General features: G+C 60.1%; 17 protein-coding genes. All 17 read right to left on the bottom strand.

Features of this window, described 5'->3' with window-relative positions; translation table 11 throughout:
• Nucleotides 1-1254 (bottom strand): hypothetical protein (locus tag H6678_14530; GenBank protein ID MCB9475013.1); only part of this gene is annotated, 1254 nt, incomplete at its 3' end.
• A 315-nt stretch (nt 1255-1569) separates the two neighbouring features.
• The gene (locus tag H6678_14525) at nt 1570-3744 is read right to left on the bottom strand and encodes a T9SS type A sorting domain-containing protein (protein ID MCB9475012.1); all 2175 of its coding nucleotides are present in this window, start codon (nt 3742-3744) and stop codon (nt 1570-1572) included.
• 37 nt (nt 3745-3781) lie between these two features.
• Nucleotides 3782-4345 (bottom strand): hypothetical protein, encoded by a 564-nt coding sequence (locus H6678_14520; GenBank protein MCB9475011.1) that lies wholly within the window; start codon nt 4343-4345, stop codon nt 3782-3784.
• Nucleotides 4346-4798: 453 nt separating this feature from the next.
• Entirely contained in the window at nt 4799-5479 is a 681-nt protein-coding gene (locus tag H6678_14515; protein ID MCB9475010.1) for a T9SS type A sorting domain-containing protein, read from the bottom strand.
• 249 nt (nt 5480-5728) lie between these two features.
• A complete protein-coding gene (locus H6678_14510; protein ID MCB9475009.1) occupies nt 5729-6367 on the bottom strand; it encodes a hypothetical protein in 639 nt (212 codons plus the stop codon).
• 31 nt (nt 6368-6398) lie between these two features.
• Nucleotides 6399-7022: a hypothetical protein gene (locus H6678_14505; GenBank protein MCB9475008.1), complete on the bottom strand. Its 624-nt coding sequence runs from the start codon at nt 7020-7022 to the stop codon at nt 6399-6401.
• A gap of 57 nt (nt 7023-7079) precedes the next feature.
• Nucleotides 7080-7730 carry a hypothetical protein gene (locus tag H6678_14500; GenBank protein ID MCB9475007.1) on the bottom strand — a complete coding sequence of 217 codons (651 nt, stop codon included), beginning with the start codon at nt 7728-7730 and terminating at the stop codon, nt 7080-7082.
• Between the two features lie 12 nt (nt 7731-7742).
• Complete coding sequence (locus tag H6678_14495) at nt 7743-8435, bottom strand: T9SS type A sorting domain-containing protein (GenBank protein ID MCB9475006.1); 693 nt, start codon at nt 8433-8435, stop codon at nt 7743-7745.
• Between the two features lie 21 nt (nt 8436-8456).
• Nucleotides 8457-9152, bottom strand: a complete 696-nt coding sequence (locus H6678_14490; GenBank protein MCB9475005.1) for a T9SS type A sorting domain-containing protein — start codon at nt 9150-9152, stop codon at nt 8457-8459.
• A 70-nt stretch (nt 9153-9222) separates the two neighbouring features.
• Entirely contained in the window at nt 9223-10071 is an 849-nt protein-coding gene (locus H6678_14485) for a T9SS type A sorting domain-containing protein (protein MCB9475004.1), read from the bottom strand.
• Nucleotides 10072-10137: 66 nt separating this feature from the next.
• Nucleotides 10138-10833, bottom strand: a complete 696-nt coding sequence (locus H6678_14480; protein MCB9475003.1) for a T9SS type A sorting domain-containing protein — start codon at nt 10831-10833, stop codon at nt 10138-10140.
• A 47-nt stretch (nt 10834-10880) separates the two neighbouring features.
• Nucleotides 10881-11570: a T9SS type A sorting domain-containing protein gene (locus H6678_14475; GenBank protein MCB9475002.1), complete on the bottom strand. Its 690-nt coding sequence runs from the start codon at nt 11568-11570 to the stop codon at nt 10881-10883.
• A gap of 194 nt (nt 11571-11764) precedes the next feature.
• Entirely contained in the window at nt 11765-12448 is a 684-nt protein-coding gene (locus H6678_14470) for a T9SS type A sorting domain-containing protein (protein ID MCB9475001.1), read from the bottom strand.
• Between the two features lie 201 nt (nt 12449-12649).
• The gene (locus H6678_14465; protein ID MCB9475000.1) at nt 12650-13339 is read right to left on the bottom strand and encodes a T9SS type A sorting domain-containing protein; all 690 of its coding nucleotides are present in this window, start codon (nt 13337-13339) and stop codon (nt 12650-12652) included.
• A gap of 40 nt (nt 13340-13379) precedes the next feature.
• Nucleotides 13380-14072: a hypothetical protein gene (locus H6678_14460; GenBank protein MCB9474999.1), complete on the bottom strand. Its 693-nt coding sequence runs from the start codon at nt 14070-14072 to the stop codon at nt 13380-13382.
• Nucleotides 14073-14469: 397 nt separating this feature from the next.
• Nucleotides 14470-15162, bottom strand: a complete 693-nt coding sequence (locus H6678_14455; GenBank protein ID MCB9474998.1) for a T9SS type A sorting domain-containing protein — start codon at nt 15160-15162, stop codon at nt 14470-14472.
• Nucleotides 15163-15493: 331 nt separating this feature from the next.
• Nucleotides 15494-16051 carry a DUF1572 family protein gene (locus tag H6678_14450; protein MCB9474997.1) on the bottom strand — a complete coding sequence of 186 codons (558 nt, stop codon included), beginning with the start codon at nt 16049-16051 and terminating at the stop codon, nt 15494-15496.
• Nucleotides 16052-16143 lie beyond the last annotated feature (92 nt).

Genomic DNA, 16143 nt, shown 5'->3' with positions numbered 1-16143 from the left:
TGTACGGGCTGGCGCAGGAATCGTGGACACGACCGCAGGTTGTTCCGGATTCTCAAGCAGGATCACATACAGCGAGTCGCCGGATTGCGCGACGGCCAGAGGCCCCTCCCCGAGCAGACCGGAGCCGGGAGGCAGATCCAATGTGGCCACCTCCACCAGGCCGTCGGGCTCCAGCTGGAGTACATGCAGACTGGACTGGCGCACCAGCAGACAGTCGGCTGCCTTCGCGATGCCCGTGATCCGGCCCATGGACGGCAGTACCCGGGTGACCACAGGTTGCTCCGGCGAGTCCAGTGCCACCCAGGCGGTCTGGCTCGAACCCGCCACCAGCAGTTCCGACCCTGTGACACGCAGATCTTCCCCGCCCGAGATAGGCAGTCGAGCCAGCGTCACGAGACCCGGCACCGGAGTGTCCTGCCAGGCATGGACGCTCAGGGTATCCGCGGAAGAAGCAATCAGGAGCGTGTTCGCCACCGCCAGTCGCACCTGCGAGTTTCCAGCGTGCACGACGGCCCGACGCACTCCGGTCACCCGGTCGTACAGGGACACCTGGCCATTGTCGGCCACTCCCACCATTCCTTCGTATGCGACCCAGTCGGTGTTGGTCCAATCCGAGTACAGAAAGCCGGGCAGGAACCAGGCATTCCCGGAGGGCCCCGACTCATCGAAAGCGATGCCGGCGTTTCCCGTCATCGGGCCTTCCCAGCCAAAGCCACCGTCGCAGACATCCTGATAATCCGCGAACAGGGTGTCACCCACGAAGCAGGCGTGATGTCCGCCGAAACCAAAGAACTCAGACCCGGACCCGTTGATATGCTCCAGGGCCACAACCGGTTGAAATGGATTCGTCAGGTCCAGCAGGGACATCTGGGATGACACAGGCAGCAGCCAATTGTCCCGGCGCAGCAGTTCGGTGGAGCACTCGGCCAGGGGCAGGGTCCAGAGCGCCGGATCCCAGGCTTGCTGAAGGCTGCGCCCTTCCAGCACTCCGTCTTCACGCAGGACCAGCAGAACTCCGTCCCATTCCATCAGATCCACGGGGGCCGAGTCGAGCAGCAGACGATCGCTCAGTTCCGGGTCTTCCAGCCCGATGTTCCAGCGTTCCAGCCAGCGACCCGCATTGCGGATGTGTTCACCCTGCACGTCAATCGCCGTGCGTGTGCCTTCGCCGCCCCACGTGCCCAGAGGAAGAAGATTGGCGAAACAGGATGCTGCCAGCAGCAGCAGGGTGGCAAGGAAATGGAATGCCCGCATGAGTCACCTTCGGTCGATTGAGTCCACGTGTTCCATCAGCTGACCTGCTGTACCAAGCAAGAATCCGGCCAAACGAGCAGGGTGCCTGGCGCACGAAGCAGACTGCAGGTCAGCTTTGGATCCGGACCATTGCGATGAATCCGGTTCAGGACCTCACCAGGGGAGTCAGTGTTGTCAGCAGAACTGTCATTGGAGTCTGGAGATCCAGCCACAGCATCTGGCGGCTACGGGCCCTGTGCCTCACCGGATGCGAGCGAAAAAGGGGGGCACCCTTGCGGATGCCCCCCCTTGAATCGTCGGTCTTGATGAAGTGGGTTACTTCATCAGCACCATCTTGCGGGTCTGGGTGAAGTCACCAGCCTTCAGGTGGTAGATGTACACACCACTGGCCAACTCGTTGGCGCTGAAGCTCAGCTCATAACGGCCGGCGTTCTGCTGGGTGTTCACAAGCTGACGCACCAGCTGTCCCTGCATGTTGTAGACATTCAGGCTGACGTTGGCGGCACTGGCCAAGTCGTAGCGCAGGGTCGTGGTGGGGTTGAAGGGGTTCGGGTAATTCTGCTCCAGCGAGAAGCTCAAGGGCAGACCCTCTTCCACACCGGTCAGCGGGGTCGCGGGGGCGGTCAGGGTATTCATCTCACCAGCGTTGCCAGCATAGTCATAGGCTTCAACGAAGTAGGTGAAGGTCACGTCCAGATTGTCCAGGCGGTTGTTCAGCACATGATCGAACTGGGTGTCCATGGTGGTGGTCAGTTCGATGGCATCTTCAATGTCGCCGGTCTCGCTGGCATACAGCACGTAGTGATCGAAATCATTGGCAGTGCTGGGGTTCCAGCTCACGTTGAGGGTGAAGCTGTCGTTGGCATCATCCTCGGCCCACTCGTCGTCGGAACCGAAGCCCGTGACCATGCCGGGGGCGATGTTGTCAATCGAATAGCCCATGCCTTCCTCGGACAGGGCGACCAGCAGAGGATTGGTGGAATTGTGAGCACTGACGATGAAGTAGTGGGTGTAATCCGCCGGATTCTCGCTGGTGGCCATGCTGTCGGTGATGGTGGGAACCACCACGGTGTAGCTGGCGGCACCAATGGCACCCACGGTCTGGCCGGTGGAGACGAAGTCATCGGCGCCGGGATACATGACCCACACGGAATAGAAGGTGATCGGGTTGATCCAGGAACCGTCGTTGGAGCTGGCGTCAAAGGTCAGCATCACGTTGCCGCCCTGATCGTTGGCACGGTCTTCGACCATGGTGATCATCGCGGGGTGCAGGATCTCGAACTGGTTGAAGGGCACGGCACCCATGTCGAAGGGAGTGCCATCGGGGTCCAGGTCCTCGGGGATGATGGCCACGTCGATGATGCAATTCACCATTTCGGGGTCTTCCACATTCCAGAAGGAAGGATAGAAGTTGCCGGCATCGCCATCGACATAACCGGGATCGCAGTACCAGCCGGTGCTCTGGTCGGGATCGGCCAGCGGATACAGGCAGGAGGTCTGCAGGTTGCTGTAGAGGGTACCGGTCTCGGCAACCATGGTCTCGGGGGTACCGAAGGTGACCAGGTTGTAGAAGCCGCTCACCACGCCGCCGTCGGCCACGTAGATGTTGCCACCGCTGTTGGCCGTGTTGTGGGACACGGTGCAGGAACGCAGGCGCAGGAAGGCGCCGCTTTCCACATAGGCCGCACCGCCCATGCCGGTGGTCTCGTTGTGAGCGATGATGCTGCGCACAAAACGCACATCGGCTCCACTGGTCATGTAGATCGCGCCGCCGTCGGATTCATCCATCACGTCATGAATCATGGCGTAGTTGATGGTGCCGCGGGCCGTGGATCCGAAGGTGATGCCACCCCAGTCCTCACCGGTGAACTCGATCATGGCGTCGCTGGTGCCGTCGCCGGCAACGCGACCGTCGATCAGCAGGGACACACCGGGCAGACCGTAGACCGTGATGCCACCGTCGATGAACAGCGTGTCACCGTTCGCGACCGTGAAGTCGGAGGTCAGCGTGACTTCGCCATCGGGGAAGTGTTCCCAATCCCAGTGCAGACCAAGCTCGGGCGTGTAGCAGCCGTCAGCGGGGTCCAGCGGATTTGTAAAAGCGGGCGGAGTCGCCGGTCCGGTGAAATAGAACTGGGTGATGGGGGCGAACGACGCGGTGTAAGTGTACTGGAAACCGGGGCCTTCCCAGAGCACTTCCAGATAGTCGACCTGTCCAGTGATACCCGGGAAGATTTCGTCACCCTGGATCACGAACTGGTAGGCCAGGGGCTGACCATCGGGGCCACTGCCCGAAACCGGCAAGTTGTACTGGATCTGGGTGGCCAGATCCGTCACCAGGGCGTGACCCATGGTGGGGACGCAGTTGGCCTGATTGAAGCAGTCAATGTTGTCGATCATGTCCTGAAGGGCAATGTCGAACTGGTATTCGGCCATGGCCAGGGGGGCCAGTGCCGAGATGGCTGCCAAAGCGATCAGAGTCTTTTTCATAACAGTCCTCGAATTGAGTTGGTGCGACTGGGTCGTGTCAGTTCTTGTGGATTTTCTTCCATTCCCCGACAGGTGCTTCGTTCGGGGTGATTGTCCAGAAACCAGGCTGGCTCTCCCACGGTTCGGTGTCGATGTAGTGAGTCGCCTTGTCCTTGTCATCGTTGTTGTAGACGCGCATCATGACCTTTTCCCACAACTGCACCGTGGTGTCGTCGGGAACACCCTTGGCCACGATCACGGTTACCAGTGCCTGAACCAGGCCGGGGTTCTCGTTCATGTAATCGCGTTCGCGCTGGCTGTTGAAATCCTGCGACAGATCCTGAATGCGATCGTCCCCGTCCGTGTAGGGAGGATCGATCTCGCCGTTGACCACGATCATCTCGATGTAGCGGGACATCAGTGGCTCATGAGTGACCGGATCCGTCAACTGGTAGTGCTGGAAGTGCGCGAATCCATCCATCATGTCGGGCATGAAGGACTTTTCCTGGGGAGCGGTTGCGCTGGTGTTTGCCGCCTCCTCGGCGGTAGCGAGAGTTCCAAGCAGGAGCACTCCCGCAAAGATCAGCCGCCCATATCGGAGGGCAGAAGAAAATTCAGCCATGGATGATGACTTCCTTTTACAATTGATAAGCGCGCAAACTTAACAAAGGGCTCTTAGGCTGCCAAGCCATTCCAATCCGCGGCCTTTCGTGCCAACGGACCACTGGAGCTCCCAATGGGCTCCGGGATGAACCGCACTCTGTCCGGAAGAACCAAGCCGCACGCAGGAGGCTCTCGGGACTGGCAATTCCTGTGCCAGCGCACGTGGGATCTGTTGGGAAAGCTGAAACCCGGTCCGGCAGCGAATCCGGAATGGGCCAACGGGAGAGATTCGTCTGGAAAACGCGATTCCGTCAAGGTTTTACAACAGTTTGCGTCCCGGAATGGACGAAGGCCGCACCTGCGCCCGCCCGCTGTGTCTGCCCGGCCCCCAAAGCCCGCACCCCGTCACGCTGAAGCTTTTCGCCAGATCAGGCAACTCTTCGCCTGCTCTGGCGAAGCTCGCCCGCCAGGATCACTTGATCAGCGTCACCGTGCGAACGGAACGCCTGTCGCCCTGCACCAGCTCCAGCAGGTACAGCCCGCTGGCCAGATCGCTGCCGTCCAGCTGGATTTCTCCGTCGCCGGCATCCATGTGTCCGCGCACCAACTCCCTGATTCGGCTGCCACGCAGATCGTGCAGGGTCAGCAACATCTCGCCAGCTGTCGGCAGGTTGTACTGAATCCTGGTGGTGGGGTTGAAGGGATTGGGGGAAACGGACATCAGGCCGAAGCCTTCCGGGAACGTTGCACGGACTTCCACGTCGACACAGAAATCATTGGGATCCAACCCCGAGAACTGGGTGGGGCCGACTGGCGGGTTGTTGGGGCCCGGAATGTAGAAGGAGGTCATTGGCGTGAATACCGAGTCGGCTGTCATCACGGTACCTCCGCAGTCCAACACCAGTGTCCAGCTTCGGAAGGGCGAAGGCGACGTGACCTGGTCGTCGACCTGCCAGACCGCATGCCACATCAGTGGTTGGCCGGACGGGCCGGAAATCACGGAAGAATAATCCGCATTGACCGCATCGCTGCCAATGTTGGCGATCACATCGGTGACCGTCGCCCCCGCTGGGAGGGTCAGGGGATCCACATCGATCTGGAACTCGGCATGAGTACTGGTCGCAAGCAGAATTCCCAGGAGAAATCTGAACATTCATCATCCTTTCATGGCTGTGGTCCGCGCCGCCGGGGGCTGGCAGACGAATGCCACAGTTTGCTTTGTGCAGGGGGGAGTGGCAAGGACAGAGCCCACGAAAGTCATTTCCCCGAGGGGCACATCGCACCGCACAATCGGCAGAACACCCCGCCTCTTCCAGCACGCTTGAACAGCTTCGGGACGGCGGTGGTTCCGGAGTTCAGGCAGCTCGGGCCGGCGGGCCTTCCGCCCCGGGAGTTCCGAGTGTCATTCCTGGATCGAGACCACCCGGTAGAATGCGCTGCTTGCCGTGGGTGTCAGGGGCAGAACCAGCCCCGGGTCCTCCAGTTCGGCAATCAGCTCGGCGTCTTCGATGGGTTGCCAGGGCGTATCCAGACGGTAGACCAGAAACCCCCCGCAGCCCCAGCCCCAGGTATACGACCAGTCCAGGCGCAGCACAGGGCCGTCCACCACCAGACGCAGATCATGCACGCGGCAGCGTTGGGCTTCGCAGGCGGAACGCAGATCGCCCCAGGGATCCGGAGGTGCGCTGGACGGAAATGCGGGACCGGGGATGTAGTACGCCTGCCACCAGGTCTGCACCGTTTCCTCATAGTCGCCCGTGTAGTCACAGGTGCCCCGCAGGGTGAGGCTGTTGATCGGACAGGGATCCAGGATCTGATCGTCCAATTGCCAGACCGCGTGGTACATCGCCGGCTCGCCCGAAGGTCCGCTGAGCGTGGCGATGTACTCGTGTTCCCCGGGAATCCAGCCGATGTCCGCGCTGACTTCCGGTTGGCACTGCCAGCAAAAGGGGATCATCCAGGGATCCAGATCCAGTTGATAGTCGGCCCGCGCACTGACCGTCAGCAGCAGGGTCAGGACAAGCTGTGTACTCTTCTTCATGGTGCCCCCGAAGTCTGCACTCAACACCTTGTCACCACTCGAACTCCGTGGTGACCACATAGAACCCCAGCGTGTCACCGGGCCGCAGTGGCTCGCTCCAGTGCTGGAAGTCCACGGTACCCACCAGAGTCGCCTCGGCCAGAGGCTGCCCGGGGCTGTCCAGACGGTAGACCCGGAAGAACAGCGAGCCCCAGATGCCTTCCCAGTCCAGATTTACCGCATTGCCCTGCAGGCTGATCCGCAGCTCGCGCACACGGTATTCATTGAAGAAGCAGTTCTCGTCCGGGTCAATTCCAAAGTCCACCACGATGGGCATCGTATTCGCCCCCGTGCACCACAGTGATCCAAAGGGGAAATCCTGCTGGTACTGCCGGTGATCCCCTCCACAGTCGTACTCCAGGATCAGGCTGTGAATGGGCTGCGGGGCAGGGGCATCACAGCTCCAGGCCGCCAGATGCATCGGGGGTTGTCCCGCAGGTCCACTGAGCGATGCGTGAATCAGAACGGGCTCGAATCCGATCAGGGCGGACAGCGCAAGGCCTGTGGCGCCGGCGGGGATGGTGAATGGATCCACCTCGACAAAGAACTCCGCGTACCCGCGCAGCGGGAAGGCCAGCATGCCGCCGACCAGGCAGATTGTCAGCCAGATCCGCATGAGCCTCGCGATGGCATCTCCTTGTGTTCAGTCCAGGATCCAGCGGAACGGATCGGCTCAGTCGCGTGCACGGCTTCCCCATGGATGATACACAGCCACGACCCGATAGAATGTCCGGGCATCCCCGGCGAAACGGAGTCTGACGGGACCCGCATCCACCGACAGCGGCACTTCCGCATCCTGCAGGCTTTGCCACGGCGAATCCAGTGCATACAGCAGATAGCTGTCAGCCCCGCAGACGGGATCCCAGTCCAGCACAAGATCCGGACCCGACAGACTCAGCCTCAGATCGTCCACCACGAAGCTTTCAGGAGTGTCAAACCCAAAATCCATCGGGGCTGCCGGAGGATTGGCCGGGCCGTGAATGAAGGGCAGCTCGAATGGTTCGAATCCAAGCGTATACGCATGCTCCAGCCCCTCACAGGTGAATGAGAAACTGATGCTGTCGATGTAACCGGCGGGAATTCCCTGATCTTCACTCCAGATGAAATGGAGAGTGCTGTGTGGCCACCCCCCCTCCGAAACATAGGCCGGTGGAAGACAGCCATAGGATTCACCTGTGGGAAGGCTGAAGCACGCCGTTGATGAAATGGTACTCCAGTCCCAGTAGCCACCCAAATTATCCGCCGAGACATCGATCTGGATTTCCGCCTTCGCGCACACTGCCAGCATGGCACAGGTCACGAGCCTGAGTCTTGAGCCTTTCATTGTGGCACCTGCCTACTTCGCCAGCACGACTTTCTTCACGGCCACCTCCCGACCCGATTCCAGCTTGACCAGGTACAGCCCACTGGCCAGCGTCGAGCCATCGAACACGGCCTCGTGCTCTCCACTCGAGCGCATGCCTGCTTCCAGTGTGGCCACTCGCCTTCCGGTGATGTCGAACACGCCCAGATCCACCGATGCGGTTTCAGCCAGAGTGAACCGGATGGTCGTGCTGGGGTTGAAGGGGTTCGGGTAGGCGGAGCCCAGATGAAAAGCTCCCGGCTGGTCTTCCACAGCGGCTGTGTAGGTCGAGCAATCAATGCTGGGATCAATCGGGAACACCGTGGGCGCGGCTGGCGGGTTTGCGGGTCCGGCGTAGTACATGGCTTCGAAAGGAGCGAACTCGATCGTGGAGTCAATCTGGTACCCGTTGCAGTCGAAAGACAGAGTCATGCTGCTTAACCAGGCTTCCTGGATCTGGGAGTCGTTCGTCCAGACCGCGTGATACATCACGGGAAACCCACCAGAGATGGACATGACAGCATCAAAACAGCCCAAAGGTGTTCCATCGACTGCGATGAAGCAGGCCTCAACCAACGGGTAGCCATGAGCCGACGGAAGACTGTCGGGAGAGAAATCGATCTGGTATTCGGCCTGGCTGCTCGATACCATCGCAAGCAACACAACACCGATGGACGCGATCATCATGATGATCTCCTTCAGAGCGGACTACTTCGCCAGCACGACTTTCTTCACGGCCACCTCCCGACCCGTTTCCAGCTTGACCAGATACAGCCCGCTGGCCAGCGCCGAGCCATCGAACACGACCTCATGTTCTCCACTCGACCGCATGCCTGTTTCCAATGTGGTCACCCGTCTTCCGGTGATGTCGAACACGCCCAGATCCACCGGTCCGGTTTCAGCCAGAGTGAACTGGATGGTCGTGCTGGGGTTGAAGGGATTGGGATGTGCCTCCGCCAGCATGAATTGGCCCGGCTGATCCGTTGCATCCGCTGCGTGCATGCTGCAGTCGATGCTGCCGTCAACACCGAAATTGGTGGGTGCAATGGGTGGCCATGGTGGTCCGGGGAAGTAGAATTCCACAAGGGGAGGAATGTTCAGAGTGTACTCCAGCGGAAAACCATTGCAGTCCAGTAGCAGGGTCATGCTGCTGAACATTGCCAGCACCGGAAACTCCGCATCGTTGGCCCAGATGCCGTGGTACATCACGGGAAATCCATCTGGCCCATACCAGACTGCATCATAACAGCCAAGTTCTGGACCCGAAACATCATCAAAACATCCGGAGATGCTCTGGATTGTGGCACCGGCCGGCAATTGAGTCGGATCAATGTCAATCTGGTACTCGGCCATTCCCAGTACTGGCAAGGCACACAATGCGGCAAGTGCGATGCTGCGCTTCATGATCATTCCTTTTGTGGGCGCCTTGTGGATGCGCCATGGACCGGCTTTCTGCCCGCCGGATCGGGACCACTCACTTCGCCAGAATCATCTTGCTCGTGGCAGTGACGCCACCAGCTTCGATCGTATAAATGTAGACGCCGCTGCTCAGGGCCGAGGCATCGAAAGGCACGTCATGTGCGCCACGCGCCAGGATCTCGTTTGCCAGAGTGGCAACCCTTTCGCCTGCAAGATTGAAGACCGTCAGAGTGACACGGTCAGTCGTCGACAGGGAAAAGCGGATGGTCGTGCTGGGGTTGAAGGGATTGGGGAAAGCCGTGCCAAGGCTGAAGGCCCCCGGCAGGTCTTCCGCATCGGCCGTGTACGTCCGGCAGTCGATGGCCGGATCGATCGGGAAGACGGTGGGTGCGGCCGGCGGGTTCGCAGGGCCGGCGTAGTACATGACTTCGAATGGAGCGAACTCAAGAGTCGATTCCAGCACATGGCCGTTGCACTGGAGCATCAAGGTCATGCTGCTGAACCAGGCTTCCTGGATCTGGGAATCGTTGGTCCATACCGCGTGATACATCTCGGTAGACCCATCAGTGAGGGACAAGACAGCATCAAAACAGCCCAAAGGTGTCCCATCGACTGCGATGAAGCAGGCGTAAATGAACGGCAAGCCATGACGTGGAAGGCTGGATGGTTCGAAATCAATCTGGTACTCGGCACGCCCCAGCAGCGGCAGAGCGCCCAACAGGATGCCAAGAAGAGCCGTTTTCATCGGAATGCCTTTCGGAAGGACGGGTGCATTCGGGCCGCTTTTCCGCCAGACACGGATGCCTCCCGTTGAACGGAAGCGACTCGTTGGCTGGTCAGTGGTTGGCGTGGGAGATGCTTGAATTGCTGGACGCAACTTGCGGAGTCCGCAGCGGAAGGGCAAGGAGTTTCTCGCCTCCGGCAACAGGGCATTTGCCTTGGCGAGCGGCCAATGTCCGAAGCAGCAGAGCTATTTGAGCAAGACCATCTTCCTGGTGGCGGTGAAGTCGCCGGCTTCAATGGTGACCATGTACACGCCGCTGCTCAGGGCGGAGGCATCGAAGGTCACTTCGTGGGTGCCGCGAACCATCAAGCCCTCGGCCAGGCTGGCGACCTTCTGACCGTGGATGTTGAAGACAGTCAGCGTCACCTTCTCGGCAGCAGGCAGCGCGAAGGGGATGGTGGTGCTGGGGTTGAAGGGATTCGGGAAAGCATGGCCCAATGTGAATTGCCCGGGTTGGTCGATGGCATCAGCCGTGTATGTCAGACAGTCGATGGTGCTGTCCACACCAAAATCCGTCGGACCACTCATCGGTGGATCGGCAGGTCCTGCATGGTACACGACTTCGGACGGGGCATAGTCCAATGTGTACACCAGTGGGTATCCATTGCACTCGATGCTCAGGATCATACTGCTGAACCATGCCAGCTGTACTTGGGCATCAATTGTCCAGACGGCATGATCCATGACGGGAAAGCCGCTCGATCCCGAGATCACGGCATCAAAACAACCCAGCGGATTGCCATCCATTCCTGACAGACAACCGCTGACGCCTGAGTAATTGAATCCATGAGGGAGACTGGAAGGATCGAGGTCTATCTGGTATTCGGCAATTGCTGGCACCGACAGGGCGCATGCAATCCCGAGTGTGATTGCTGTTCTCATCTGTTCTCCCTTTGTCTGGTCCATTCAATGACGACCAACAGAACGCATCACTTCAGCAGAAGCACTTTTCGTGTGGCGGTGGAGTTGCCGGCTTCGATAGTGACCATGTACACGCCGCTGCCCAGCGCAGACGCATCGAAGATCATGTCGTGAGTGCCGCGCGCCAGCATCTCGTTGGCCAGGGTGGCCATCTGTCGCCCGGCCAGATCAAAGACGGTCAACCTGACGAACTCGGCGGTCGGCAGAGTGAAGCGAATGGTCGTGCTGGGATTGAAGGGATTGGGAAAGGCGGGGTTCAGCGCGAAGTCCACGGGAAGATCTTCAGCCTGGGAGGAACGGCACTGCATGTTGGGATCAATTCCGGGGAAACCGGTTGGCGCGACCGGCGGATTGGCCGGGCCCGGGAAGTACCACATTTCGTACTGGCCGGGAGCAAGACTGGATGTGCGGATGACATCACCACACAGATAGTCGAGTGTGATGCTTGAAACCCAGGCCTGGTTCAGCACCGAGTCGATTGCCCAGACGACGTGGTACATCGCTGGTGTTCCGGAAGGGCCGGATACCACGGCGTCGTAGCACCCCAGCGGGATGCCATTGGGGCTGTTGAAACAGGCGTTGATGGCCACGATCTCCATGCCCTGCGGCAGCTGGCCGGGGTCGATGTCAATCTGGAACTCCGCCTCGGCACGTGCGGCGAGACCCAGAAAGACAATCCAAAGCAGCAAGCGTGTCATGATGCCCTCCCTGCCCATTGGTTCCGGTGACGCGTCTCCGATGTCCGCCTCGGGCCAGCTTTCGACCGTCCAGCATGTCGTCGCATCCGCTGACCTCCGATTCCGCTGCGAACATCGCTGCCTGCCTGCGTGAAAGCAAATGAAAAGCGGCTCGTCCAAAGACGGACCGCTCGCAGAACACTGGTCCGGGTGAATCACTTCATCAGGACCATCTTCCTGGTGGCCGTGAAGTTGCCGGCTTCGATGGTGACCATGTACACCCCGCTGCTAAGGGCGAAGGCATCGAAGGTCACTTCGTGGGTGCCGCGAACCATCATCTCGTTGGCCAGGGTGGCAACCTTCTGACCGGTGATGTTGAAGATGTTCAGCTTCACGAGCTCAGCCGTCGGCAGGGCGAAGCTGATCGTGCTGCTGGGATTGAATGGATTGGGGAAAGGCTCCGCAAGCTCGAAGACCACGGGCAGGTCATCAACGCTGATGATTCCCATATCGCAATTACCGACATCGACGCCGAAGTTGGTCGGACCGGCAGGCGGGTTGGCAGGCCCAGGCAGGTAGAAGGTGCTGAACGGGGCGAAGGCCACGCTGAAGGTCCTCTGGCCACTGCAATAGAAGAACAAGTCAATGGAGTTGATCGGGGTCGGGCTGAAGATCTGGCCGTCGTTGGTCCACACGGCATGGTACATCTCGGGGAAGCCGGAGGGGCCGGACATCACGGCGTTGTAGGCGGTGCCGGGGGCCACGAAGCCGATGTGGGCCACGCAGGAGGGCTCACCATGGCCGGCGGGCAGCATGGTGGGATCGAAATCGATCTGGTACTCGGCCATCGCGGTGGCGGCCAGGCCCAGAACGGCGGCGGAAAGGAAGCGTGTCATCATGGTGAACCTCCAGGACCGATGCATGGACAAGAAGGGGACTTCCGGTCAGAACGCAACACAAGGGGAATGATCGTCTCGCTCGCAGGAGTGGCGCATGAACCGTTTGAACGAAGTACAACATCGCTTGTCGGATCGCCGCAGGCAAAAACAAAAGCGGCCCGTCCGAAGACGGGCCGCTCGCAGAATACGGGTTCGGGTGAATTACTTCACCAGGACCATCTTCTTGGTGGCGGTGAAGTCGCCGGCTTCGATGGTGTACATGTACACGCCGCTGCTCAGGGCGGAGGCATCGAAGGTCACTTCGTGGGTGCCGCGAACCATCATCTCGTTGGCCAGGGTGGCAACCTTCTGACCGGTGATGTTGAAGATGTTCAGCTTCACGAGCTCAGCGGTCGGCAGGGCGAAGCTGATCGTGGTGCTGGGGTTGAAGGGGTTCGGGAAGGCATTGCCCAGGTCGAAAGCGACGGGCAGGTCTTCGGTATCGGTGACGATACCTTCGCAGCTGCCGCTCATGTCAACGCCGAAGTCGGTCGGGCCGGCCGGGGGATTGGCGGGGCCGGGCAGGTAGAAGGTGCTGAACGGCTGGAAGGGCACACTGTAGGTCACCATCTGGCCGTTGCAATCAAAGGACATGTCGATGGAGTTGATGGGGGTCGGGCTGAACACCTGACCGTCGTTGGTCCACACGGCATGATACATCTCGGGGAAACCGGAGGGTCCGGACATCACGGCATCATAGGCGGTGCCGGGGGCGACGAAGCCAATGTTGGCAACGCAGCTGGGATAGCCATGGCCGACGGGCAGCATGGTGGGATCGAAGTCGATCTGGTACTCGGCCATCGCGGTGGCGGCCAGGCCCAGAACAGCGGCGGAAAGGATCATTTTCTTCATTGTAGTCTCCGTTGTTTGGCTGTTGACAGGTACGCTGACCTTAGTTCAGGGCGCTGATCGTCTGGGTCTTGGACACCTTGCGGGTGGCGGGAGCCTGCACGGCGGCGGGGGCGGCACCAACGGTGTAATCCCAGGTGAAGGCGGCGCTGTTGATCTTGACCAGATAGGACTCACCGGCCAGCAGGTCCAGACCGTAGGTGGTTCCGTTGTAGGTGAAGGCCACCCAGGCGGTTCCGTTGTGGGCGTAGATGATGTCGCCGGCGCTGAAGCCGTCAGCGGCCAGGGTCAGGTCGTCGGAGTCCAGGTCCACGTTCATGGGCAGGGGGTTGCCGAAACCATTGAAACCGGTCGTGAAGTTGCGCATGGTCAGGTTGGTGCCTTCGGCGATCACGTCACCGGCAATGACCAGGCTCTGGGCGCTGCCGCTGTTGTTGCGATACAGGTAGGCGTTGTTGTAGGTGAAGGTCAGGCCGGTCCAGGCGGCGGACCAGGCGTAGGCCACCCAGGCGGCACCGGAACGCTCGTAGATCACGTCGCCGGCGGTTCCCTGTCCACCGATGTAGTCGCCAGCGGCCACGCCAGCGGCGGTGCCCACGGGGCAGGCGGCGAAGGTGCTGAAACCGGTACCGACGGTCTGGTTGATGAAACCGACGGTGTTGGACGGATCGGACTCGGTGGCGAACGCGGCGACGGCCAGGATGCCGGTCAGGGTCAGAACAAGAGCTTTCTTCATCACTTCCTCCTTGTGTGTCGACTCAGTGTTTGGATCGACTCGGGTAATACTGCAGTTGTGAATGTTCTGTCGATGTCGCGTCAGCGTGCGACTGATGAAGACATTGCAATCCATGTGCCAGACCGCACCGATCTTGCGTGCAACTCGCCCCTCCAACCCACGACATCTTCCAATTGGTTCAATATCAATGGCTTGCATCAAAAAGTCATTCCGCTGGGAGCTTGCATCCCCCCAGGAACAGGACGGATGCCTTTGGCTTTGCGTGCAAAATCGCCCGATCGCCACACCATGAGTAACCCGCGAGTCACAGGCGGGGTGTGAGCTTCGGTTCACACCTGGAAAAACGAAAGCGGCCCGTCCGAAGACGGGCCGCTCGAAGAATGCAGGATCGGGTGAATTACTTCACCAGGACCATCTTCTTGGTGGCGGTGAAGTTGCCGGCTTCGATGGTGTACATGTACACGCCGCTGCTCAGGGCGGAGGCATCGAAGGTCACTTCGTGGGTGCCGCGAACCATCATCTCGTTGGCCAGGGTGGCAACCTTCTGACCGGTGATGTTGAAGATGTTCAGCTTCACGAGCTCAGCGGTCGGCAGGGCGAAGCTGATCGTGGTGCTGGGGTTGAAGGGGTTCGGGAAGGCATTGCCCAGGTCGAAGGCGACGGGCAGGTCTTCGGTACCGATGGTGCCACCACCGTTGCAATCACCGCTCATGTCAACGCCGAAGTCGGTCGGGCCGGCGGGGGGATTGGCGGGGCCGGGCAGGTAGAAGGTGCTGAACGGCTGGAAGGGCACGCTGTAGGTCACCATCTGGCCGTTGCAATCAAAGGACATGTCGATGGAGTTGATGGGGGTCGGGCTGAACACCTGACCGTCGTTGGTCCACACGGCATGATACATCTCGGGGAAACCGGAGGGTCCGGACATCACGGCATCATAGGCGGTGCCGGGGGCGACGAAGCCAATGTTGGCAACGCAGCTGGGATAGCCATGGCCGGCGGGCATCATGGTGGGATCGAAGTCGATCTGGTACTCGGCCATCGCGGTGGCGGCCAGGCCCAGGCAAGCAGCAGAAAGAATCAGCTTCTTCATGTGTGTCTCCAGTTTTTTTCTATGCAGGTTGATCAGAAGGACCGAACTCGTCGGGTTTGCACCCGTTGCCGCAGCAAGGAACCCGTCCTGCAGCAGTCGAGAGAATAGCAACTCATGTGCCAGAAGGCTTGTGATCGCGATCACAATGCCATCTATAGCTTTGATATTGTTTGACTTGGTGGAAAAATCCCTGAATTCTTGCCCACGCCAGCATCTCAGGAACTTCCGTTGACATGCAGGCGGCGTCAAAAATGAGGACGACATCCGGCAGCGAGTGACCACTCTTGAACAACTTCTTGCAGAGGAGACACCGGCGTCAGCGAACGATTCATCAGCTTTGCCGACCACTCGTTTTGCTCTGGCCATGCATTGTTTGGCGTTCCTTGTCCGGATTCATGTTGTAAGCTGCGGTACCTCCCCGGGGGATGCTCAGGGACTGCCAGTCGGTGCCTGCCTGCCAGCGCGCCAGCAGAACGATCTGCCCCACATGGTAGGCAAGATGGGCCAGGGACCGTTCCAGTGCGTCGATCACCGACAGCTCCACTCCACGGATTCGTACCGTTCGCCCCAGAGAGTGCTCATCCAGTTCGCCAAGCGCCTTCTCGAGGCAGTCCCATCCACGGGTCCAGTCCTCAAGCAGTTCGGCGCGCGATCGTGCGGAGGCGTCGAATTCGCCCTCACGGTCCCGCCACTCCTTCTCCCCATCGCTGACCAGGAAATCCGTGAAGCGTGACCGCAGGTTGCCTCCGATGTGCCGCACCAGCACCGCGATCGAGTTCAGCTCCGTACCGAGCGTCGCATGAAGCCCCTGATCGCTGGTGCGCGAGATGGCGGCTTCTCCCAGCTGCCGATAGCGGGTCAGTTCCCCCCGGATGGCGGCAAGCACCATGACGACCTCCTTTATGGTAAGTGTTCGCGCGTCGGCAAGGAGTGCCAGCACCCCGATCCGTTTTCCTTCGTGCGAGAGGTATATTCGCCCGT

This window comes from Candidatus Delongbacteria bacterium (assembly GCA_020634015.1).
In the GTDB taxonomy this organism is placed as follows: domain Bacteria; phylum CAIWAD01; class CAIWAD01; order CAIWAD01; family CAIWAD01; genus JACKCN01.
Note: the sequence above shows the minus strand (reverse complement) of the source record. Positions and strands in the feature narration are given on the sequence as shown.

Excerpts from the sequence above, each read along its gene's own strand:
- H6678_14510 (MCB9475009.1), bottom strand. The coding sequence starts at position 6,367 with ATGAAGAAGAGTACACAGCTTGTCCTGACCCTGCTGCTGACGGTCAGT.
- H6678_14505 (MCB9475008.1), bottom strand. The coding sequence starts at position 7,022 with ATGCGGATCTGGCTGACAATCTGCCTGGTCGGCGGCATGCTGGCCTTC.
- H6678_14525 (MCB9475012.1), bottom strand. The coding sequence starts at position 3,744 with ATGAAAAAGACTCTGATCGCTTTGGCAGCCATCTCGGCACTGGCCCCC.
- H6678_14455 (MCB9474998.1), bottom strand. The coding sequence starts at position 15,162 with ATGAAGAAGCTGATTCTTTCTGCTGCTTGCCTGGGCCTGGCCGCCACC.
- H6678_14470 (MCB9475001.1), bottom strand. The coding sequence starts at position 12,448 with ATGATGACACGCTTCCTTTCCGCCGCCGTTCTGGGCCTGGCCGCCACC.
- H6678_14480 (MCB9475003.1), bottom strand. The coding sequence starts at position 10,833 with ATGAGAACAGCAATCACACTCGGGATTGCATGCGCCCTGTCGGTGCCA.
- H6678_14460 (MCB9474999.1), bottom strand. The coding sequence starts at position 14,072 with ATGAAGAAAGCTCTTGTTCTGACCCTGACCGGCATCCTGGCCGTCGCC.
- H6678_14465 (MCB9475000.1), bottom strand. The coding sequence starts at position 13,339 with ATGAAGAAAATGATCCTTTCCGCCGCTGTTCTGGGCCTGGCCGCCACC.
- H6678_14490 (MCB9475005.1), bottom strand. The coding sequence starts at position 9,152 with ATGAAGCGCAGCATCGCACTTGCCGCATTGTGTGCCTTGCCAGTACTG.
- H6678_14515 (MCB9475010.1), bottom strand. The coding sequence starts at position 5,479 with ATGTTCAGATTTCTCCTGGGAATTCTGCTTGCGACCAGTACTCATGCC.
- H6678_14450 (MCB9474997.1), bottom strand. The coding sequence starts at position 16,051 with ATGGTGCTTGCCGCCATCCGGGGGGAACTGACCCGCTATCGGCAGCTG.
- H6678_14495 (MCB9475006.1), bottom strand. The coding sequence starts at position 8,435 with ATGATGATCGCGTCCATCGGTGTTGTGTTGCTTGCGATGGTATCGAGC.
- H6678_14500 (MCB9475007.1), bottom strand. The coding sequence starts at position 7,730 with ATGAAAGGCTCAAGACTCAGGCTCGTGACCTGTGCCATGCTGGCAGTG.
- H6678_14520 (MCB9475011.1), bottom strand. The coding sequence starts at position 4,345 with ATGGCTGAATTTTCTTCTGCCCTCCGATATGGGCGGCTGATCTTTGCG.
- H6678_14475 (MCB9475002.1), bottom strand. The coding sequence starts at position 11,570 with ATGACACGCTTGCTGCTTTGGATTGTCTTTCTGGGTCTCGCCGCACGT.